This window comes from Cupriavidus sp. GW822-FHT02D05 (assembly GCF_058802485.1).
This window is the reverse complement of record NZ_JBXAOE010000003.1, coordinates 218,619-239,681: the sequence shown is the minus strand read 5'-3', so window position 1 is coordinate 239,681 and position 21,063 is coordinate 218,619. Positions and strand designations below refer to the sequence as shown.

Below are 21,063 nucleotides of genomic sequence, written 5' to 3'. Positions count from 1 at the left end.
ATTTGTGGATCATACTACATGCGCTTGCTGTTTAAAGATTTGCATCGAGCACATTTATAAAATGAAACGGGCCCGTACGTAACGAGCCCGATACAGACATTCACCGCCCTTGTCGTCGGGGCGGCTGAAAATATTTCTTATTCCGCCGTCATGTTGGCGTTTTTTGCGAGACGGCCAAGGCGCTCGCGCTCCGACTTGATGAAGGCAATGAAGCTCTCCTGCGTGCCGCCGGCGGGTTCGATGCCGTTGGGAATCAGCCGGTCGCGCGTTTCCTGCGTTTGCATGGCGGCGCTCATTTCGGCGTTCATCTTCTTGAGGATGGCGGGGTCGGTGCCCTTGGGCGCGAACACGCCGGCCCAGTGGCCAATACGCACGTCCGGCATGCCTTGCTCGGCGGTGGTTGCGATGTTCGGCGCCGCGCTCATGCGCTTGTCCCAGGTCGCGCCCAGCGCCTTGAGCTTGCCGGCCTTGATGTTGGGCAGCACCACCACGCTGGCCTCGGAGGTAGCCGTGACCTGGTTGCCGATCACTGCGGTAATGCTCTCCGAGCCGCTCTTGTAAGGCACCACGGTCAGCACCGCGCCTTTCTCCTTGAGCATCTCTTCGACAAAGTGCGGCGTGCTGCCGCTGCCGGCGGTGGCGAAGTTGGCGCCCGAAGCCTGCTTCTTGGAATACTCGACCAGTTCCTTCAGGTTGTTCACCGGCAGGGACGGCGAAACCACGATCACGGATGGGCTCACCGCGACCAGCGAGACCGGCACCAGGTCGTCGGCCGCGTAGGGCATCTTGGTGCGGATCAGGCTGTTGGTGACCGTGCCTACGGCGCCGATCAGGAAGGTGTAGCCATCCGGCTTGGCCTTGGCCACGTAGTCCGCACCCACCACGCCGCCAGCGCCCGGGCGGTTCTCGATCATCACGGTCTGGCCCAGGCGCTTGCCAACCGCGTCGGCGGCAGCGCGCGCCACCAGGTCATTGGCGCCACCGGCGGTAAACGGCACGACGAACTTGATCACGTGAGTCGGCCAGGCATCGGTGGCCTGCGCGGGCGTGGCGAAGCCGGCGGCGGCGAACAGGGCGGGAACGGCGAGGGCCAGCGCGCGGCTGGTGGCGGGAATACGCATGGTTGTCTCCATTGGCTGTTTTGGGTGCACGGCTGCACGGGTGCTAGGTGTTAAGTGCTAGGTCCTCAGGTGCTGCTGCGACGGATCATAACCAGCGAACCTGTCAATTCGCTGAATCCGCATGCGCCCCCGTTACTGGCTTTCCGCGCTCTGCTGTGCCAGCCAGTTGCGGAACGTCCGTGCTGCCGCGGCCTCCGCGCGGTCTTGCGGCCACACCGCGTAGTAGCCACCGCCCAGGCTCGCGCTCGCCTCGCAGGCGCGCACCAGCAGCCCTTCCTGCAGGCAGCGGTCGATCATGTGGCGCCACCCCAGGGCGATGCCCTGGCCTTCGATGGCGAGCTGCAGCAGGATCGGATACTGGTTGGCCACCAGCTTGTGCGGTGGCCGCGCGTCCGCAAGGCCGTTGTGCGCCAGCCAGGTCTGCCACGACATCCATTGGCGCTGTCCGTCTTCGAGCATCAGCAAGGTCTCGCCGGGGAGGTCCGCAGGCTCCAGCCGGCGGCCGGCCAGGTAGTGCGGCGCGCAGACGGGAAACACGTCTTCGTCGTAAAGCCGGCGCGATGCCAGTCCCGCGGGCGGCCCCTCGCGCAGGTAATACATGCCCACGTCGAACTCGGCGGGCGAGAGCGAGGCCAGGCTGTCGTTGACCAGCAGGCGCAGGTGGATGTCGGGGTGCGCGGTGCGAAAGGCTGCCAGCCTGGGCGTGAGCCAGAGCACCGCGACGCCGCAGGAGCAGGCCACCGTCAGCTCGGCATGGCCCTTGCGCTTCATCACATCCTCGGTCGCTTCGGCGCAGGCCGACAGCAGGCGCTGCACCTCTTCGGCATAAGCCTGGCCGCTCACGGTCAGGCGCAGTGCGCGCGGCTCGCGGATGAAGAGTTTCTTGCCAAGGAAGTGTTCGAGCTGCGCCACCTGGCGGCTGATGGCGCTCTGCGTCAGGTGCAGTTCGCTGGCGGCGCGGGTGAAGCTGCCATGCCGCATGGCCGACTCGAAGGCGACCAGGCAGGGCAGCGGCGGAAGGGGGGAGATACGCATGGTGGCGAGTGGAACGGTTTAGCCGCCATGATAGTCCGCGGGCACTGTCCGCCCGCGTTTGCCGCATCTATCGCGTTTGATTTCAGCCCGGCTGGCGATGCAGCCGTCCTGCCTGCATCACCAGCGCCAGGTGCTCGCCCTGGCCGCACAGCACACCGATGTCCGCCAGCGGGTTGCCATCGACCGCGATCAGGTCGGCCAGCGCGCCGGCGCGCACGGTGCCGAGCTCGCCTTCGCGCTGCAGGATCGCGGCGGCGATCGAGGTGGCGCTGCGGATCGCCTCCAGGTTGCCGAGCAGCTCCGCGCGGATGCGGAACTCATCCGACTGGTCCTGGTGCATCTCGCCCAGCAGGTCGGAGCCAAAGCCCATCGGCACGCCGGCTTCCGCGTAGATGGCGAGGGAGTCGCGGCCGGCCTGGCGCACGGTTTCGATCTTGGCCACCGATTCCGCCGGCAAGCCCAGGCGCGCGCCGTCGCGCGCGAGCGCTTCGTAGGTGACCAGGGTAGGCACCACGAACGCGCCATGCTCGCGCATCACGCGCGCGGCTGCGCGGTCGACCAGGTTGCCGTGCTCGATGGTGCGCACGCCGCAGCGCACCGCGCGCGCGATGGCGCGGCCGGTATAGGCGTGCGCCATCACATACGTCTGGGCCGCCTCGGCCTCGGCCACGATGGCGCGGATCTCGTCTTCACTGTATTGCGTGTTGCCGATCGGGTCGGTGGGCGACGCCACGCCGCCGGATGCCATGATCTTGATCTGCGTGGCGCCCTTCTGGATCTCTTCGCGCACCGCCAGACGCACCGCATCCACGCCATCGGCCACACGTGCGATGGCGCCGGCACGGAAGGCGCACGAGCATGGCTCCAGCACATCGGCGCGCGGGCGGAAGTCGCCGTGCCCGCCGGTTTGCGACAGTGCCTTGCCGGACGGGAAGATGCGCGGGCCCGGTACCAGGCCGGTCTCGATGGCCTGCGACAGGCCCCAGTCGGCGCCGCCCGCATCGCGTACGGTGGTGAAGCCGCGCTCGAGCATGGCTTTCATGATTGGCACGGCGCGCAACGCCACCAGTACATTAGGCTGCACCGCATTCAGGCCGAGGTTGGCCAGCGACGCCAGCACGTGCACGTGACAGTCGATCAGCCCGGGCATCACGGTCTTGCCGCAGAGGTCGATCACCTGCGCGCCGGGCGCGTGGATCGGCGCGGCCGAAACGTCGGCGATGCGCTCGCCTTCGATCAGCACATCGTGGCGTTGCAGGAGGCTGCCATGGGCAGGGTCGAGGACGTTGCCGCCCTTGAGTAGGATCTGTTTCATGCGCGGGACAGTCATTAGACGGGTTGAGCGGCTCGGGTAGCCTGCGCCGGGCACAGGTAGGCGGGCTCGCGCACCAGGCGCGTGCCGGCCAGGCTGATGGCGGCGGCGAACATCACGTAGAACGCAGGCGCCATGGTGCTGCCCGTGCTGGCGATCAGCCAGGTGATGATGAACGACGCGAAGCCGCCGAAGATGGTGACCGCCAGGTTGTAGGCCACCGACAATCCGGTCGACAGCACCTTGGCCGGGAAGAGCTCGGAGAACGCCGCCAGGATCGGGCCGGTGTAGGTGGCGATCAAGATACCGAACACCAGCTGGAAGACCACCAGCGAAGCCAGCCCCGGGGCCTGGTTGATGTAGGCGAACATCGGGTAAGCCAGCACCAGGATCAGCAGCGCGGAACCCGATAGCAGCACGCGGCGCCCGATGCGATCGGCCAGCAGCCCGACCAGCGGCGAACACACCATGATCGCCAGTCCGCCCACCATGCCGGCGATGAAGCCAGTCGACTGCGGCACATGGAGCACTTTGACCGAGTACGTCGGCATATAGAACAGCAGCACATAGGTGCAGACCGTCCACAAGATCACCATCGAGAAGCTGGCCGCGGTCTGGCGCGGGTAGTCGCGCAGCACTTCGGTCAGCGGCGAGTCCGACTTGTCGGTGGCATCGCGGAAGGTCGGCGTCTCGTCGAGGTGATGGCGGATGTAGTAGCCAACCGGCCCGATCACGATGCCGAGCAGGAATGGCAGGCGCCAGCCCCAGCTATTGAGCGCCTCGGTGCTCAGCGCGGAGGTGACGAAGGTGCCGACCGCAGCGCCCAGCAGCACGGCCACGCCGATGCTCGCCTGGATCCAGCTGGAGTAGTAGGCGCGGCGCTCCACCGGGGCGTACTCGGTCAGGAAGGCGGTGGCGCCGCCCATCTCGCCGCCGGCGGAGAAGCCCTGCAGCAGCCGTGCCACCACGATCAGCAGCGGTGCGAAGACACCGATCTGATCATAGGTGGGCGCCAGGCCGATCATGGTGGTGCCCAGCGCCATCAGCAGGATGGTCAGCGACAGCGCGGCTTTGCGGCCCACGCGGTCGGCGTATACCCCGAGGATGATGCCGCCGACCGGCCGCATGAAGAATCCCACGCCAAACGTGGCAACCGCGAGCAGCAGTGAAGACAGGTCATTGCCGGTGGGAAAGAAAAGCTTCGCGATGATGACGGCGAAGAAACTGTAGACGGTGAAGTCGAACCACTCGAGACCGTTGCCGATCACGGTGGCGACGATGGCGCGGCGGCGTTGCGCGCCGCTGACGCTTGGGGGCTTCGATGGCGCTTCTGGGTGGGCGCTTGCGTGCATGACATCCTCCTGGGTTGGCGGGCCCGTTGCGCGCACCGCGTCGATGCCGGGTCGGCGTGGCAGCGCCGCCCGGTGCGGTCGGGGATCAATCGGCGCACGGCAGGTAGTCCGATGGTAGGAGCAGCGCCGCCGGGCCGAAAACGAATTCTGCGCATGTCGTCATGCGGGCAGCGCATGGCAGGCAACGGGCCGCATGCCGCGCAAGGGAGCGCGGGCGGCATGGGTGGTGGGGCGGGCGGGGGAGGGTGTGGCGGAGGTGGCGCGGCGGCGATGCGCGCAGGCAAGCTGGCGATGATGCCGGTGCCGTCGGTGGCACCGGCATTGCCGGTCGTGGCAGGCTAGCGTTCGCGCTCCCAGGTCTGGGTGCGGCCCAGCAGGCTGATGCCGATGAAGCCGCGCACGTTGAGCTTCTTGCCATCATCCGCCAGCGACATCTTGGTCTTGTAGAGCTTGCCGCTTTCGGGGTCGAGGATCTCGCCGCCGCTCCACTCGTTGTCGCCGGTCTTGCGCAGGCCGGTGATGATGGTCATCCCCATGATGGGCTGGTCGCGGCGCGCGTCGGTGCACTTGTCGCACACCTTGGCCTTGCCGTCGTTCTCGGTGAAGCTCTTGACCAGCTTGCCGCTGTAGACGCCGTTCTGTTCGCTGATTTCCACCAGGCCGCGCGGCTTGCCGGTGGCGTCGTCGATGGTCTTCCATGAGCCGGCGGGGGTGGCCTGGGCCAGCGCAGCGGCGCTACCCAGCAGCGCGCCGGCGAGCACGGCGGTGCGTGCCGCGATGGCGGCGGCGCGTGCGACGCAGCGGGGGGCAGTAAAGTGCATCGTGATCTCCTCTTCGAGTTGGTGCGCGCCATGATGCCAGCACAGGGCCAGCCCGGCGGCGCGCGTACGCCAATCTACTGGCGATGCGCTCTCGCTGCAATCGCCAGCCCGCCTTTGCGTACGCACCAAAGCCCCCCCGGCAACTGCCGCAGACCGGCCTGGCGTCTGGAAGCAGGCGGATTCTGTCATGCAGCAAATTGTCCGCTGCCCGGCACTCGAAGCAATCCTCTAGCGATGCGTTTCAAGTGGGGGCGCCACGGCGTGCTTGCTGCCTCAGGGGCGCCGGCGCGTGCGGCCATCCACGCTCTCGTTCCTTGCGTGCACCGGCGACCTGCTCCTTTGGCAGTAGACCATTCGGATGGTGCGCGAGCCGATGCCTCGCCACGCGATCTGCCGCCCTGGTCGACGCGCGAAGTCATCCGCTGTCGGACGCATGCCGACACTGCCGTGAGACCACCGGCGAGACCACCAGCGAAGCGAGATTCGGAAGGGCATCTCACGTGTCGATGACGCCTGCGCGATGCGAGTGCGAGATGGTGGTCGACATCGTTCGAGCATCGTTGGAGAGCGCGTGTCGCGGTGACGATTCTCAAACCGTTGCGTCGGCGCATCACTGCGCGCGCTGCGCGTGAGCGTGCGTGCCGGGTTGAGGCGACGCGCACTGTCCGCGCTGCGCGCCGCGTTGCGGATGCGCGTCTTCGCGGTAGCGTTGCCGATGTCCTCGCAGCGCTCGATCGCATCCGGGCATCACGCGTCCCGGCGCTCGCGCAACGCGTGCCGACGGTTGTCGCGCAGAATTTTTCTGCTTCCCCAAAAGCCTTTGTGCATGCGGGTTTCCGGCTTTACACAATGAGCGGAAATCGGCATTGCTGAAGGGCATGGAAGACGCGCCGGCTGCGATGCGCACGCCGGAATTCCGGAGCACGCCAGCGACGTCTTCGCGCTCGCGCGATGCTGTGTCGAAGCTGCATCGAGCATGGTCGCGAGCAGCGTCGCGAGGGTGCGAGAGACGCGATGAGAGCGCGGCGCGCGCAAGCAAAGACGAGGTCAGCGCAGCGCAACGACGAAGACGATGAAGTTGTCATGCTCGCGCGCAAGTTTTTTTGCACTTTTTTCTTAACATCGCCCAACAAACGAATTATGATTCGCCTTGACAAGAGTCTCACTTCATTGCATGGCTGCGTGGCAGGCAAGACAGCAAGATGCAACGATGAGGTTGGACGTGATGCGCAACGATGAGCGCCACCCACTTCGATGCAATGAAACAGGTAGCTCAGGAGCACTAGAACTTTGACGCAGACCAAGCCGTACTGGTTTTCTAAAACGCGTGCAGTCTCCTTTGGCCCAGTAACGGGATGGGCGAACTACCCCCGAAAAAATGCCGTACGTGGTGTGCGTGGCCTGGCCCGCATCACGGAAATGCCGGCCGATATCTCTCTTTTCATGTCGCGCGCCGATCCGGCGGATGGCGCGGGCAGATCGAATATTCCAGGGCGCGGCAAGCGTCAGAAGCCCGGCTGTGGGCTCCGCTTGGCCACATTCGCACCGCGCGCCGCGGTGCCCCTGCCACCGAATTCATTAGCGTGCGGCCACAACGCGCGCCGTGCGCCGATGAATCGCTCGCTCGATTGGGGTCGCACCGCAGTATCGCGCCTCGGGTCGGTCGGGTCGCCAACTTAGGTCATTCGATATTCACTCTCTAGTGAAGGAGTTATCCATGGCAACGACTGCAAAGAAGAAACCGGCGGCTAAGAAGGTCGCCGCCAAGCCGGCCGCCAAGAAGGCAGCCGCCCCGGCCAAGAAAGCCGCTGTGAAGAAGGTCGCCACCAAGAAGGCAGCACCGGCCAAGAAAGCTGCACCGGCCAAGAAGGCTGCAGTGAAGAAGGTCGCCGCCAAGAAGGTCGTAGCGAAGAAGGCAGCGCCGGCCAAGAAAGCAGCTGCACCGGCAAAGAAGGCCGCCGCCAAGAAGGTTGTAGCCAAGAAGGCCGCACCGGCCAAGAAAGCTGCCGCCAAGAAGGTCGTAGCGAAGAAGGCCGCACCGGCCAAGAAGGTCGCCGTCAAGAAGGCCGCACCGGCCAAGAAGGCTGCGCCGGCAGCCAAGAAGGCCGCGCCCGCCAAGAAGGCGGCTGCTGCCAAGAAGGCTGCTCCGGCCAAGAAGGCGCCTGCTGCCAAGAAGGCACCGGCCAAGAAGGCTGCTGCCAAGAAGGCCGCGCCTGCCAAGCCTGCCGCTGCACCTGCTGTTGCACCCGCTGCAGCTGCCAAGACCGCGCTGAACCCGGCTGCGGCATGGCCTTTCCCCACGGGCACCCGTCCGTAAGCGTGCCGGCAACGGCTACCGCTGGGAATTGCCAAGGCACGCAGGGCGTGCCGCACTGACCGGATACTGCGTATCCGGTCCGCAAGACGCTAGTCTTGCCAACCCGCCGATGGTGCAAGCCCGGCGGGTTTTTTCATGGGCGATCGAAGAACGGCAAGCGGAGCACGGAACGCGGGACACGGGAACCCGGGCCGGGAACGCTGCAAAGAAAAAGCGCCGCTCCGGTGAAGGAGGCAGCGCTTTGCCAGGATCGTATTGCGGTGTGTGGAGCGCGGCCCCGGAGACCGATCCAGACGTGCCAGGAGCTATCGAGCAGCGGGGGTGGCAACCTAGGCTGCCACCCCCGCTGCGCGGCCACCCAGGGCCGCCCTATGCCGTCCAGCGTACCGCGCTTAGTGCGTGACGCGGGTCGTGCCGCCCGACGACAGCAAGCGCACGCGCTCGCCCGGACGGAAGGCTTCGTCGGCGTCCTGGACGATGGCGCGCATATCGCCGTTGTCCAGGCGCACGGTGATTTCCAGGCCGCGGCGCTGGCTGATCTTGTTCTCCGCCATGCTGCCGGCGATGCCGCCGAGCACGGCGCCCAGCACGCCGGCCGCCACCGAGCCGCCGCCGTTGCCGATGGTGCTGCCGGCGGCGATGCCGCCGATGGCGCCACCGGCGATCGTGCCGGCGCCGGTCTGGTCGCCCTGGATCAGCACCTCGCGAACCGTCTCGACCACGCCGTAGCGCAAGGTCTGCTCGCGCTGCGCCTGGCCCGGCGTATAGATGCTGGCGGAATTCGACTGCGCGGCGCAGCCAGCCACCAAGGTGGCTGCGGCGGCGAGCGCGATGGCGCTGGTGCGAATCAGGGTGTGCATAGGATCAATCCCGGAAAAGGTGTTACTCGTAGCGGTAGCCAAAAGCGGACTGGAAGCGTTCACCGATTTCGTCGCGCGACGGTTTGTGGTTCTGCGGACCCTGGTGCGCGATCTTGATGGAGCCCATCAGGCTGGCAAGCCGGCCCGTTGTTTCCCAGTCGAAGCCCCGTTCGATGCCGTAAAGCAGGCCGCCGCGGAAGGCATCGCCGCAGCCGGTCGGATCGACGACGCGATCCGCTTTCACGGAGGCGATATTGTACTTCTGCTTGTCGGCGAAGACGGTGGCGCCCTTTTCGCCGTGGGTCACGATGAACGCCTTGACCTGCGCGGCGACTTCATCGCTGGTCCAGCCGGTACGCGACAGCAGAACCTGGGCTTCGTAGTCATTGACCGTCACGTAGCTGGCGAGTTCAACGAACTGGCGCAGATCGTCGCCGTTGAACAGCGGCATGGCCTGGCCCAGGTCGAAGATGAACGGCACGCCGGCGTCGGCGAACTGGCGCGCGTGGTGCAGCATGCCTTCGCGGCTGTCGGGGGCGACGATGCCCAGGCCGGGCGCGTTGCTGCCGCCGAGCGCGTCCTGCACCTGCGAGAGCTGCGACTGGTTCATCGCGCCGGGGTGGAACGCCGTGATCTGGTTGTTCTCCAGGTCGGTCGTGATCATCGCTTGCGCCGTGAATGTGTCAGGCAGGGTGCGGATGTGCTCGGTGCTGATATCGAGCGCGCGCAGGTGTTGCAGGTAGGGCTCGGCGTCGACGCCGACGGTGGCCATGATCACCGGGTCGCCGCCAAGCAGCTTCAGCGTGTAGGCGATATTGCCGGCGCAGCCGCCGAACTCGCGGCGCATGGACGGGACCAGGAAGGACACGTTCAGCATGTGGATCTGGTCGGGCAGGATATGTTCGCGGAAATGTCCCTCGAACGTCATGATGGTGTCGTAGGCAACGGAGCCACAGATCAGGCTGGACATGCTCTCTCCAATTCTCGTACTCGTAATGCGGGCTGACGGGGCCACCGGGTCATGCCGGTGCCCCTGAATGCAAAAACGGCCACCCGTTTTGCCGGGTGGCCGCGCCTGGCAGGTGGCGCGCTTACTTCAGCGCGGCCAGTGCGGCGTCGTAGTTCGGCTCGTTCTTGATTTCCGAGACCAGTTCGCTGTACTTCACGGTGTCGTTCTCATCGAGCACCACCACGGCGCGCGCGGTCACGCCGGCCAGCGGGCCGGTCTTGATGTCCACGCCGTAATTGCCCTTGAAGTCGGCGCCGCGCATCAGCGACAGCGGCACCACGTTGGCCAGGCCTTCAGCGGTGCAGAAGCGGCCCATGGCGAACGGCAGGTCGGCCGAGACGGTCAGCACAACGGTGTTGGCCAGGCCGCTGGCGGCTTCGTTGAACTTGCGGGCCGAAGCCTGGCACACCGGGGTGTCCAGGCTGGGGACGATATTGAGCACCTTGCGCTTGCCGGCGAAGTCGGCAAGCGTGACATCCTTCAGGTCCTTGCCGACCAGCGTGAATGCGGGGGCCTTGTCGCCGGCTTGCGGAAACTTGCCGCCGACTTCGATGGCGTTGCCGCCGAGGGTGACGTTGCTCATATGTGCTCCTGTGTGAAATGTGGGCTCGCAAATCGGGGGCGCTCGGGATTGGCGGCGAGCCCAGATGGAATTCAGGGATAGAAGATCAGCACGCGGTAGTTTGCCGCCGCTTGCTGCGATCGGAATCGTACCCGAACCGGCAGCTCCGTGCCTGCCCGCAGGCCATGCGTGGCAAAGGCCTGCTGCTCGGTTTCGAGGTAGTCGGCGGGTTGGAGCACCTTGCGCAGCAGGAGCTGGTCCTGGAGGTCCGTCATGACCAGCTCGATAGCCGGCAGCGCCACGGTGGCGCGGCCCTGGTTGCGCAGCGTCACGGCAAGCAGGTAGGCGTCGGATTCGTCATCCTGCTTTTGCAGCAGCGAGCTCTCGATGCGCAAGGCGTCGATGTCGCGCCACGGCGCCACCTCGCAGCCCAGCGGCGCGCAGGCCGCCTCGAAGGCGGGCCGCAATACGGGGAAGCGGCCGGACAGCTGGCTGCGCGCCAGGTAGGTGCCTTGCAGCAGTCCCGCGATCACCAGGAACCCGGTCGCCAGCTTTTGCAGCATGCGCTTGCGCCTGGCCGGGCCAGGATCGCGCTCACGCGCGTGGCGCAGGAAGTCGGGCGCGAAGGACGGGGTGGCGGGCGTGTCGCTGCGCATCCACGGCCGCTCCGCCTGCTCGCGTGAGATCGCTTCGGGAATCTCGGGGAGATCGTCCTGCGCTTCGGCGCGCAGGTAGCCGCTTGCGCTCGGGATGGCCGCTGCGTCGGCCTCGGTGCTGGCGGCGGCGCTCGTGGCGGCATGGCTGGTGGCGGATGCTGCGTTCGCCGCTTTCGCCATGTCGGCAGCACTTTCCTTTTCCGTATCGGCGATGTCCGCGGTGTGCGTGGCATCGTCGTCGCCTAGCGTGCTGGGGTCGAGTTGCGGCCAGGGTGCTGCTTCCGCCGCGGAGGCGGGTGCTTCGCTTGCCTGCGGTGCCTCTGCCTCGGCGGCGGCGGTAAGGCTAGCTTCCTCGCTCTCGACGATGCCGGGCACGAACACCGCGGAAGGCTCGTCCTCGTCCTTGTCCTTGTCCTCGTCAGCGTTGCCAGCTTCTGGCTCCGTCCGATGGTTGCCGGCCTGCACTGCCTCGTCTGCTTCCGCCTGCGTCTGGTACAGCATGACGGTGGGCGCGTCGAGCGCCGGCACGTCATAGCCAGGGTCGTAACCGGGGTCGAAGGGCGCCGCGGCGGGGCGGCTGTCGTCGGCGTCGTGTTGGAGGGGCGTGTCGACGTGCGCTGCTTCGTGCGGCACGGCGGTGGCTTCGGCTGGGTGCGCTTCCGTGTCCGGGTGCGCCACGGCATGCGCCCGCTTGCGCGGGGCGCGCGGTGCGCGGGCAGCCTTGTGTACTTCTTCATGTGTTTCTTCGTGCGCGTGCTCGGCGGGCGCCTCCTGTGCCGGGGGCGTGGCGGGGGCAGGGGCGGCAATGCCTTCTCCTGCCTGCGCGACGGTCTCAGGGCCGGCTGCCGGCTCGGGCGCCGGCAACTCGATCAGGTGCTCGCGTGCATCGAAGACGGTGTCGCACTGGCCGCAGCGGACCAACCCCTGGCGCAGCCGCAGCTGGTCCGCCACCAGCCGAAAGGCAGTGCGACAGGCCGGGCAACGCGTGACGAGCTTGGCTGCGGCCATGGGCTGGGCTCAGCTCTGGGTGCCGGGGCCTTCACCGCGGGTGCCATGCAGGCAGACCCAGCCTTCCTCGCTGCGCCAGACCGACATGGGCAGCCAGGGCGCGTAGGCCGCGGCGACTTCGTCAGCCTGCCGCTCCAGCACGCCCGACAGCACCAGCCGGCCGCCGGGGCGAACCCGCGCGCTCAGCATGGCCGCCATCAGCTTCAGCGGGTTGGACAGGATATTGGCGACGACGAGGTCGTAGCTGGCCTCGGAGACGGTTTCGGGCAGCGCGAAGGTGGCCTCCACGCGATTGCGCTCGGCGTTATAGCGCGAGGCTTCCACCGCGTTGGGGTCGATATCGATGCCGAGCGTGTCGCCCGAGCCCAGCTTGCGCGCCACGATGGCGAGGATGCCCGAGCCACAGCCGTAGTCGAGCACCGTTTCGCCGGCCTTGATGTTCTGTTCCAGCCACTGCATGCACAGCCGCGTGGTGGGATGGCTGCCGGTACCGAAGGCTAGGCCCGGGTCCAGCTCCAGCACCACCGCGTCGGGCTCCGGCGCATCGTGCCACGACGGCACCACCCAGATGCGCTCGCCGATGCGGATCGGCGCGAACTGGGATTGCGTCAGGCGCACCCAGTCCTGGTCTTCGACGGGGCGCAGCTGGTAAGCCGGCACCGGGTCGATGCCCAGCGCATTGGCGGCAGCGGCCACCACCAGCACGGGGTCGGCGCTGTCGTCAAACAGCGCCACCACGCGTGAGCGGTTCCATGCCAGGCGGGTCGGCTCCATGCCGGGCTCGCCAAACAGCGGCTGCTCGTCGGGCGTATCGGCATCGGCGTCTTCCACCGAGACCGACAGCGCGCCGAGGTCGAACAGCGCGTCAGACCAGGCTTCGGCCTGGTCTTGTGCGATTTCGATCACACATTCCTGAAATGCCACAGGCGATCCTTGTCGATCAGTTATGACTGGCCGCGCCGGGGCTTCAGATCTTGCCGCCCTTGGCCACGTTCTTCTGGGCCAGGCGGTGCTCGAGATAGTGAATGCTGGTGCCGCCTTCGACGAAGTTGGCATCGAGCATCAGCTCACGGTGCAGCGGTACGTTGGTCTGGATGCCGTCCACCACCATTTCCGACAGCGCGATCCGCATGCGGGCGATGGCCTGCTCGCGGGTGGCGCCATAGGTGATGATCTTGCCGATCATCGAATCGTAGTTGGGCGGCACGAAGTAGCCATCATACGCGTGCGAGTCGACCCGCACGCCGGGACCGCCGGGCATGTGCCACGCGGTGATGCGCCCGGGCGACGGCGTGAACTTGAACGGGTCCTCGGCGTTGATGCGGCATTCGATCGAGTGGCCGCGCAGCTGCACGTCCTTCTGGCGCCAGCGCAGCTTCTCGCCAAAGGCGATGCGGATCTGCTCCTGCACGATATCGATGCCGGTGATCATCTCGGTGACCGGATGCTCAACCTGTACGCGCGTGTTCATCTCGATGAAGTAGAACTCGTTGTTCTCGTACAGGAATTCGAAGGTGCCGGCGCCACGGTAGCCGATCTTCTTGCAGGCCTCGGCGCAGCGGTCGCCGATGCGCTCGATCAGGCGGCGCGGGATGTGCGGCGCAGGTGCTTCTTCGATGACCTTCTGGTGGCGGCGCTGCATCGAGCAGTCGCGCTCGCCCAGCCAGATGGCCTGGCGATGCTGGTCGGCCAGGATCTGGATCTCGACGTGCCGGGGGTTCTCCAGGAATTTCTCCATGTAGACCTCCGGGTTGCCAAAGGCACGGCCGGCTTCCTCGCGCGTCATGTTGACCGCATTGACCAGGGCTGCCTCGGTGTGCACCACGCGCATGCCGCGGCCACCGCCGCCGCCCGCTGCCTTGATGATGACCGGATAGCCCACGGCACGCGCCGTGGCCAGGATTTCCTTGGGGTCGTCGGGCAGGGCGCCTTCGGAGCCCGGCACGCACGGCACGCCGGACTTGATCATGGCCTGCTTGGCCGAGACCTTGTCGCCCATCAGGCGAATGCTCTCGGAGGTCGGGCCGATGAAGACGAAACCGGACTTTTCCACGCGCTCGGCGAAGTCGGCGTTTTCCGACAAGAAGCCGTAGCCCGGGTGGATGGCTTGCGCGTCGGTCACCTCGGCGGCCGAGATGATGGCCGGCATGTTGAGGTACGACAGCGGCGAGGGTGCCGGGCCGATACAGACGGCTTCGTCGGCCAGCTTGACGTACTTGGCTTCCTTGTCGGCTTCCGAATACACCACCACAGTCTTGATGCCGAGCTCGCGGCAGGCGCGCTGGATGCGAAGGGCGATTTCACCGCGATTCGCGATCAGAATTTTTTCAAACATAGTCACTCTCTGCGAGGAGAAAGGCGGTCCCACCGCGGCGGATCGTGGCGCCCCCGGCGAGGGCAGCCGGAGTGCGGGCGGGGGTGCTGGCACCGGGACGAGGAACGCCCGGTGGCCGTCGCCGCCGTGGCTGGCCGGAGAATTCCGGCGCAGGCTGCGGGCGGCGCGGCATGCCGGTCAGTTTCAGCCGATGATGAACAGCGGCTGGCCGTATTCCACCGCCTGGCCATTCTCGACCAGGATTTCCTTGATGACGCCAGCCTTGTCCGACTCGATCTCGTTGAGCAGCTTCATCGCTTCGATGATGCAGACCGTCTGGCCTTCCTTGACGGTATCGCCCACATTGACGAACGACGCCGCGCCCGGCGACGGTGCGCGATAGAAGGTACCGACCATCGGCGAGGTCACGACATGGCCCACCGGCAGTTGCGGCGCGGCCGGCTCGGTGCCGACGGCGGGCATCGCGGCCGGCGCGGCGGCCGGAGGCAGTGCCTGCATCGGCTGCATGGCCATCGGCGCGGCGATGACCTGCGGCGGCGCCTTGACGATCCGCACCTTGCCTTCGCCTTCGGTGACTTCCAGCTCGGAGATGCCGGACTCGGCCACCAGGTCGATCAGCGTCTTCAGCTTGCGCAGGTCCATCTTCTATCCTCCTGAATCGGGTTGTCCGGCGGCCACCGCTCTGGTGGCTGCGTCCGGGAAAAACTGACGCCTCCGGCGGGCTGCCTTGGTCCGCCGCGAACATGGCGGTGGGGCAGGCGCCGGGGGCGCGGTAACGGTTTAAGAAATCAATGGGCGGATCAGGTCTCGGGCAGCGCCTGTTCCAGCTCCTGCCCGAGGGCATAGTCCAGCGCCAGCAGATACCCCTGCCAGCCAAGTCCGCAGATCACTCCGATCGCCACATCGGAGAAGTAAGAGTGATGACGGAAGTTCTCGCGCCGATGCACGTTCGACAAGTGGACTTCCACAAACGGAATCGCCACCCCGGCCAGCGCATCGCGCAGCGCTACGCTGGTATGCGTATAGGCGGCCGGGTTGATGATGATGAAATCCACGCCCTCGTCGCGCGCGGCATGGATACGATCCACCAGCGCGCCCTCATGGTTGGACTGAAACGTAGCCAGGGCGATGCCGGTCTGGCGGGCTCGCTGCGCGAGGGCCAGGTCGATATCGGCTAGTTTCGTGTACCCATAAGTTTCCGGCTCCCGCGTGCCCAGCAAATTCAGGTTCGGTCCGTGCAGGACCAGCACCTTGCGGTAGCGGGGAGAGCGGCGTTCGGGAGGTGTATCGATCACGGCGGCTCGACCATTTCAACGAAATTGCGCGGAGATTACCGTAGCTTAGAGTGATTTGTCTAGCAGCGTAGACATAGGCAGCTTCGAAGCAGGCGAGTTTTCAGGCTCGATTCCGCACTTTGGAGTCGCGAAATCGCGTTTCAATCAAATTGCGTGATGATCGAACAAGATTAGGAGAAAATCGCCCCAAATCAAGAATCTTATGGCTAGCTGCGAGGCAGCGCGGCGCGCAGCTCGTCAGGGGAAACCCTGCCCATTTTGCGGTAGCTGACCGTGCCATCTGGCGCAATGATCACTGTATAGGGCAGGCCGCCGGCCGCGTTGCCAAAGTTGCGCGAGAGCTCCGTGCCGGCAAAGCCGGCCACGGCCAGCGGGTAGGAGACGGGGATCTTCTTGATGAACTGCTGGATATTGTTGGCGGAATCGATGCCGATGCCGACAAATTCCACTTTTCGTCCCGTGTATTCCTTATGCAACGCATTCAGGTCGGGCATTTCTTCCACGCAGGGGCCGCACCAGGGTGCCCAAAAGTTCACAACCACCGTTTTTCCACGAAGTTGCGCGAAGTTGATCTGGGCGCCGTCCGGATCTGGCAGTTGCGTGCGCAGGAACGTCTCGACTGCCTCGTCGGATGCCGGCTTGGGCGAAAACACATAGTGCCCGGCCAGCGCGCCCGCGGCGGCGGCCACGACGGCAACGGCAAGCCAGGCCCAGAGGCGGCTGCGGCGGACAGGAGTGCTGGTGGAAGAGGTCATGGCAGCAAGAAAGATAGCGGCTGATGGAAGAGGTAAGAACCCGGATGGCTCGATAGGGAAGGTGCACATGGCCTGTGGCTGGCCTCGCTCACGCTCCGGGTCAAGGCTGGCGCTCAGGCCGCTGCGGGCGCGTCGGGCACCTGGGGTGCCGCCGCTTCGGCGGCCGCCAGCAGCGCCAGTACCGCATCCACATCGGCACGGGCAACCCGGCCGCCAGCCGCGGCCCGGACTGCGCCGCGTTCGTCATCCGCATCATACAGCGCTATATGAATGCCGACGGGCTGGCCAAGTTCCGCACGGATCTCTCCAGCCAGCAGGCGCGCGTCGCGCATGGCTGGCCATTGCCCCTTCCAGAGGAAACTCAGGGTCTCGACCTCGCCGCGGCCGGCGAAGTGCCGGGTCTCGCTGGTGTCGAAGTCCACGCCAGCGTTGAGCAGGTGCAGGGTGAGATCCTTGGGGCTATCGCAGAAGCACTGCAGATAGACGTCGGAATGCTCGGTGGCGGTGCCGTTGAGCACGGCCCCGGCCAGGTACGGGCGGAATGCGGCAAGGTCGCGCATGGCAAGCACGGCCAGCCGGCGCAGCAGCGCCAGGACGCGGGGCTGGCTCTCCGAGTGGAACAGTGCCTGATAGAGACGGACCTCCGCCTCCACGGCCTCGTTGTCGGGGAGCCACTCGCCCGCCACGCGCACGTCACCCAGCAGTTGCCGCGCGGCCTTGCGCTTGGCCGTGGCGTAGTCGGTGCCATCTTCCGCGATCATGCGGGCGGCGGCCTGGGCGATTTCCTCGCGCAGGCGGATGGGGTCGAGGGTGGGGCGGCGGGGCATGGGGGGATGATACCGGAGGGATCGCGGCCTGCGCGCTAGGGTCGGGTTTTGCTTTTTAGAGTGGCTGGTGACGGGGAGATTCCTCGGAGCGAAGGCGCCGGCCCGGAAATCTGCCGTGCCCGGCCGCGGGCCTTTCCCGCACGGCGTCGCCGTCACCCCCTCAGGTACAATTCTTTCCATCCAGAAGCAACCCGGCCCGGCCGCCCTGGCCCGCCCAATCCTAAATCCCATGCATATTCACATCCTTGGTATCTGCGGCACATTCATGGGCGGCCTCGCCGTGCTTGCCAAGCAGGCTGGCCACCGCGTCACCGGATGCGATGCCAATGTCTACCCGCCGATGAGCACGCAGCTCGAGGCGCAGGGCATTGAACTGATCGAGGGCTTTGATCCCGGCCAGCTAGCGCTGGAGCCGGACCTGTTCGTCATCGGCAATGTGGTGTCGCGCGGCAATCCGCTGATGGAGGCCATCCTCAACCGCAACCTGCCTTATGTCTCCGGCCCGCAGTGGCTCGGCGAGCATGTGCTGCGCGGCAAATGGACGCTGGCGGTGGCGGGCACCCACGGCAAGACCACCACCACCTCCATGCTGGCCTGGATCCTGGAAGATGCCGGCTACCAGCCGGGCTTCCTGGTGGGCGGCGTGCCGCAGAATTTTGGCGTGTCGGCGCGGGTGACCGAGTCCGACTTCTTCGTGATCGAGGCCGATGAGTACGATACGGCGTTCTTCGACAAGCGCAGCAAGTTTGTCCACTACCGTCCACGCACCGCCATCCTGAACAACCTGGAATACGATCACGCCGACATCTTCCCTGATCTTGCCGCCATCGAGACCCAGTTCCATCATCTGGTGCGCACCGTGCCGGAGCAGGGCCGGCTGATCGTCAACGGCTATGAGGAAAGCCTGGCGCGCGTGCTGGAGCGGGGCTGCTGGAGCGAGACCGAGCAATTTGGCATCGGCGACTGGCGTGCGGGCGAGCCCGCCGAAGGCGATGCCATCGGCGACGGCACGACCCAGGACAGTTTCGATGTCTGGTTCGGCAACGTGCTGCAAGGCCGGCTCCGCTGGGCCTTGCAAGGCACGCACAACCGGATGAATGCGCTGGCTGCGATTGCGGCTGCCCGCCATGTGGGCGTGCCAGCGCCGCAAGCTATCGATTCCTTGTCGCGCTTCGCGAATGTGAAGCGCCGCATGGAAGTGCGTGGCGTGGTCGATGGCATCACGGTCTATGACGACTTTGCCCACCATCCCACTGCGATCCAGACCACGCTCGACGGCCTGCGCAAGCGGGTTGGCGCGGCGCGCATCCTGGCGGTGCTGGAGCCGCGCTCCAACACCATGAAGCTGGGCGTGATGAAGGCGCAACTCCCGGCCAGCCTCGAGGCGGCAGACCTGGTGTTCGGGTATGGCGCGGCCAGCGGCAAGGATGCCCTGGGCTGGGACCTGGCCGAATCGCTGGCGCCGCTGGGCGAGCGCGCGGCCGCCTTCAGCGACCTTCCCGAGCTGGTCCGCGCGGTGCGAGCCACCGCGCGCCCGGGCGACCATGTGCTGGTCATGAGCAACGGCGGCTTCGGCGGCGTCCACCAGAAGCTGCTGGACGCCTTTGCCGCAGGTGCTTGCGCCTGAGCGGGGCCTGGCATGCTGCTATACCTGCACGGTTTCCGCTCATCTCCACAGTCCTTCAAGGCGCGCCTGGTCCAGGAGCGCATGCGTGAATGGGGCGTGGGACGCTATTACGCTTGCCCGGTGCTGAATGTGTCGCCGGCCCAGGCCATCGCCCAGGCCGAAGCGGCCATCGCGGCCTCGCAAGCCGGTGGCGCGCAGCCGCTCACCATCATCGGCTCCTCGCTGGGTGGCTTCTATGCGCGCTGGCTGGCCGAGCGCCACGGCTGCCGCGCTGTGCTCCTCAACCCGGCGGTGCATCCCTGGACCGACCTGGAGCGCCACCTGGGCGACCAGCCGCTCTGGCACGGTGGCGGCTCGGTGCGGGTGGAGCGCCACCATCTGGATGAACTGCTGGCGCTGCGGGTCGAGCCCATCACCCGGCCGCAGCGCTATTTCCTGATGGCTGCGACCGGCGACGAGGTGCTGGACTATCGCGAGATGCTGGCGGCCTTCCCCGGCGCGCACACGCGCGTCATCGAGGGCAGCGACCACGGCATCAGTGAATTTGCCGACTACGTCGACGAAGTCCTCGCTTTCTGCGGCTATGGACCCGATGGCCAGCTCAGCCAGGGCGACGCCATCGACCCCATCGATCCGGAGCCACGGGCATGAGCGCGGCATGAACGGGGCGCATCTGCGCCGCAGTGGTTGGCACGCCCATTTACCCGAAGATCCCGCCATCAGCGCCAACCTGCGCCGCTGGGTGACCGGTGATGGCTCGCTCACCGCCCGGCTGGTGGCAGCGTCGGACGCTTTCCGGGTGCGCCGCCTGGCGCAGCGCATTGAACTCGCCCTTGCCGATGAATGGCAGGCGCTGGGGCTGCCTGCCCGCCGCCGCGCGCTGGCGCGCGAGGTGCTGCTGATCTGTGACGGGGTGCCGGCCATCTTTGCCCATACCGTGGTGAAGCCCGACCATGCCCGGCGCGACTGGCCATTCCTGCGCGGCCTGGGCGAGCGCCCGCTGGGCGGCGCGCTGTTCGTCGATCCCCGCGTGCGGCGCGAGCCGTTTGCCTTTGCGCGCCTGCTTGCGCATCACCCGCTGCGGCGCCGGCTGGAACTAGCCGTGCCGGCCATGCGGGAGCTCGCTGCGTCATCGGTGTTGCCTGCGCGGCGTTCGGCCTTCCGGCGTGGCGACGGCGTCATGCTGGTGACCGAGGTATTCCTGCCCGACCTGCTGGCGCGGCCCGCGCCGGAACTGAGCGGCTCCAGGCAGAAGCCGCCAGGTAGCCATCCAGAGCAAGAATTTTCCCCAAATCGATAATCGCGACCAAGAACAAGAGACGACCACCATGAAATTGCAGGGACGTGTTGCCATCATTACCGGCGCTGCCGCCGGGATCGGTTTTGCCACCGCGCAGCGCTTTGCCGCGGAAGGTGCGCTGGTGGTGCTTTGCGACGTGCAGGAGGAGCGCGTGCGCGCTGCCGCCGAGACGCTCGCCGCTTCTGGCGTCACCGTGAGCGCCCACAAGGTCGACGTGACGCGCCGCGACGAGGTCGACGCCATGGTGGCGGCCACGCTGGCCAAGCACGGCCGCATCGACATCCTCGTCAATAACGCAGGCATCACCAAGGATGCACGCCTGACCAAGATGACCGAAGTCCAGTTCGACGCGGTGATCGACGTCAATCTCAAGGGCGTCTTCAACTGCGCCCAGGCCGTGGCCGACATCATGGCCGAGCAGGGCAAAGGTGTGATTCTCAATGCCTCCAGCGTGGTTGGCCTGTACGGTAACTTCGGCCAGACCAACTATGCGGCGAGCAAGTTCGGTGTGATCGGCTTCACCAAGACGTGGGCGCGCGAGCTGGGCCCCAAGGGCGTGCGCGTCAACGCGGTGTGCCCGGGTTTCGTCGCCACCGAGATCCTGCGGACCGTGCCGGAGAAGGTGCTGGACGGCATGAAATCGTCTTGCTGGCTGCGCCGTCTGGCAGAGCCGGCCGAAATCGCCAGCATCTACACCTTCCTTGCCAGCGACGATGCCAGCTACGTCAATGGCGTGGCGATCGAGGCCAGCGGCGGCATGTCGCTGTAACAGCCCGCCCTGCGCCGGGCTTGCAGCCGGCGCGGTGCGGTATCATCTCAGGTCCGGTTGCCGCCTTGCCTGAAGGCGGCCTTGCACCATTTCTCTCACCGG

Annotated in this window: 20 protein-coding genes; 5 read left to right on the top strand and 15 right to left on the bottom strand. The window is 66.5% G+C overall.

What is annotated here, in order from left to right:
• Nucleotides 1–137 precede the first annotated feature (137 nt).
• The 5 genes from AC1RQK_RS05910 to AC1RQK_RS05890 all read right to left on the bottom strand — a co-directional run bounded on the left by AC1RQK_RS05910 (nt 138) and on the right by AC1RQK_RS05890 (nt 5,641).
• Nucleotides 138–1,121, bottom strand: a complete 984-nt coding sequence (locus AC1RQK_RS05910; RefSeq protein ID WP_492374656.1) for a Bug family tripartite tricarboxylate transporter substrate binding protein — start codon at nt 1,119–1,121, stop codon at nt 138–140.
• 132 nt (nt 1,122–1,253) lie between these two features.
• Complete coding sequence (locus AC1RQK_RS05905; RefSeq protein ID WP_492808020.1) at nt 1,254–2,156, bottom strand: LysR substrate-binding domain-containing protein; 903 nt, start codon at nt 2,154–2,156, stop codon at nt 1,254–1,256.
• An 82-nt stretch (nt 2,157–2,238) separates the two neighbouring features.
• Nucleotides 2,239–3,471 (bottom strand): metal-dependent hydrolase family protein, encoded by a 1,233-nt coding sequence (locus tag AC1RQK_RS05900; RefSeq protein ID WP_492808018.1) that lies wholly within the window; start codon nt 3,469–3,471, stop codon nt 2,239–2,241.
• Between the two features lie 14 nt (nt 3,472–3,485).
• Nucleotides 3,486–4,820 (bottom strand): MFS transporter, encoded by a 1,335-nt coding sequence (locus tag AC1RQK_RS05895; RefSeq protein ID WP_492374653.1) that lies wholly within the window; start codon nt 4,818–4,820, stop codon nt 3,486–3,488.
• A gap of 338 nt (nt 4,821–5,158) precedes the next feature.
• Nucleotides 5,159–5,641 (bottom strand): DUF2147 domain-containing protein, encoded by a 483-nt coding sequence (locus AC1RQK_RS05890; RefSeq protein WP_492376610.1) that lies wholly within the window; start codon nt 5,639–5,641, stop codon nt 5,159–5,161.
• Between the two features lie 1,717 nt (nt 5,642–7,358).
• On the opposite strand from AC1RQK_RS05890, the gene AC1RQK_RS05885 reads away from it, so the two are divergent.
• A complete protein-coding gene (locus AC1RQK_RS05885; protein ID WP_492808015.1) occupies nt 7,359–7,958 on the top strand; it encodes a histone H1-like DNA-binding protein in 600 nt (199 codons plus the stop codon).
• Between the two features lie 392 nt (nt 7,959–8,350).
• On the opposite strand, the gene AC1RQK_RS05880 is transcribed toward AC1RQK_RS05885, so the two are convergent.
• From AC1RQK_RS05880 to AC1RQK_RS05835, 10 genes are all read right to left on the bottom strand, one after another.
• Nucleotides 8,351–8,818, bottom strand: a complete 468-nt coding sequence (locus tag AC1RQK_RS05880) for an outer membrane lipoprotein (protein WP_492376609.1) — start codon at nt 8,816–8,818, stop codon at nt 8,351–8,353.
• Nucleotides 8,819–8,840: 22 nt separating this feature from the next.
• Complete coding sequence (locus AC1RQK_RS05875) at nt 8,841–9,788, bottom strand: carbohydrate kinase family protein (protein ID WP_492376608.1); 948 nt, start codon at nt 9,786–9,788, stop codon at nt 8,841–8,843.
• Nucleotides 9,789–9,909: 121 nt separating this feature from the next.
• Complete coding sequence (gene tpx, locus AC1RQK_RS05870; protein WP_492376607.1) at nt 9,910–10,410, bottom strand: thiol peroxidase; 501 nt, start codon at nt 10,408–10,410, stop codon at nt 9,910–9,912.
• 71 nt (nt 10,411–10,481) lie between these two features.
• Complete coding sequence (locus AC1RQK_RS05865; protein ID WP_492808013.1) at nt 10,482–12,053, bottom strand: DUF3426 domain-containing protein; 1,572 nt, start codon at nt 12,051–12,053, stop codon at nt 10,482–10,484.
• Nucleotides 12,054–12,062: 9 nt separating this feature from the next.
• Nucleotides 12,063–12,977 carry a 50S ribosomal protein L11 methyltransferase gene (gene prmA, locus AC1RQK_RS05860; RefSeq protein WP_492376605.1) on the bottom strand — a complete coding sequence of 305 codons (915 nt, stop codon included), beginning with the start codon at nt 12,975–12,977 and terminating at the stop codon, nt 12,063–12,065.
• Nucleotides 12,978–13,020: 43 nt separating this feature from the next.
• Complete coding sequence (gene accC, locus AC1RQK_RS05855) at nt 13,021–14,388, bottom strand: acetyl-CoA carboxylase biotin carboxylase subunit (protein ID WP_043349611.1); 1,368 nt, start codon at nt 14,386–14,388, stop codon at nt 13,021–13,023.
• A gap of 183 nt (nt 14,389–14,571) precedes the next feature.
• Nucleotides 14,572–15,030: an acetyl-CoA carboxylase biotin carboxyl carrier protein gene (accB, locus tag AC1RQK_RS05850; RefSeq protein WP_492376604.1), complete on the bottom strand. Its 459-nt coding sequence runs from the start codon at nt 15,028–15,030 to the stop codon at nt 14,572–14,574.
• Between the two features lie 158 nt (nt 15,031–15,188).
• Entirely contained in the window at nt 15,189–15,683 is a 495-nt protein-coding gene (gene aroQ / locus AC1RQK_RS05845; RefSeq protein WP_492808010.1) for a type II 3-dehydroquinate dehydratase, read from the bottom strand.
• Nucleotides 15,684–15,889: 206 nt separating this feature from the next.
• Nucleotides 15,890–16,438, bottom strand: coding sequence for a TlpA family protein disulfide reductase (locus tag AC1RQK_RS05840; protein WP_441634026.1), 549 nt, complete (start codon nt 16,436–16,438; stop codon nt 15,890–15,892).
• A gap of 113 nt (nt 16,439–16,551) precedes the next feature.
• The gene (locus AC1RQK_RS05835) at nt 16,552–17,265 is read right to left on the bottom strand and encodes a hypothetical protein (RefSeq protein ID WP_043349604.1); all 714 of its coding nucleotides are present in this window, start codon (nt 17,263–17,265) and stop codon (nt 16,552–16,554) included.
• Nucleotides 17,266–17,494: 229 nt separating this feature from the next.
• Between AC1RQK_RS05835 and mpl the strand changes: the two genes are divergently transcribed.
• From mpl to fabG, 4 genes are read left to right on the top strand one after another with little or no spacing between them, the layout of a single operon-like run.
• Nucleotides 17,495–18,892, top strand: a complete 1,398-nt coding sequence (gene mpl, locus AC1RQK_RS05830) for a UDP-N-acetylmuramate:L-alanyl-gamma-D-glutamyl-meso-diaminopimelate ligase (protein WP_492808007.1) — start codon at nt 17,495–17,497, stop codon at nt 18,890–18,892.
• A gap of 12 nt (nt 18,893–18,904) precedes the next feature.
• Nucleotides 18,905–19,543, top strand: coding sequence for a YqiA/YcfP family alpha/beta fold hydrolase (locus tag AC1RQK_RS05825; RefSeq protein WP_492372926.1), 639 nt, complete (start codon nt 18,905–18,907; stop codon nt 19,541–19,543).
• Nucleotides 19,544–19,550: 7 nt separating this feature from the next.
• Complete coding sequence (locus AC1RQK_RS05820; protein WP_492808005.1) at nt 19,551–20,192, top strand: chorismate--pyruvate lyase family protein; 642 nt, start codon at nt 19,551–19,553, stop codon at nt 20,190–20,192.
• A gap of 28 nt (nt 20,193–20,220) precedes the next feature.
• On the top strand, nt 20,221–20,961 hold the full coding sequence (gene fabG / locus AC1RQK_RS05815) for a 3-oxoacyl-ACP reductase FabG (protein ID WP_492808003.1): 741 nt from the start codon (nt 20,221–20,223) through the stop codon (nt 20,959–20,961).
• Nucleotides 20,962–21,063 lie beyond the last annotated feature (102 nt).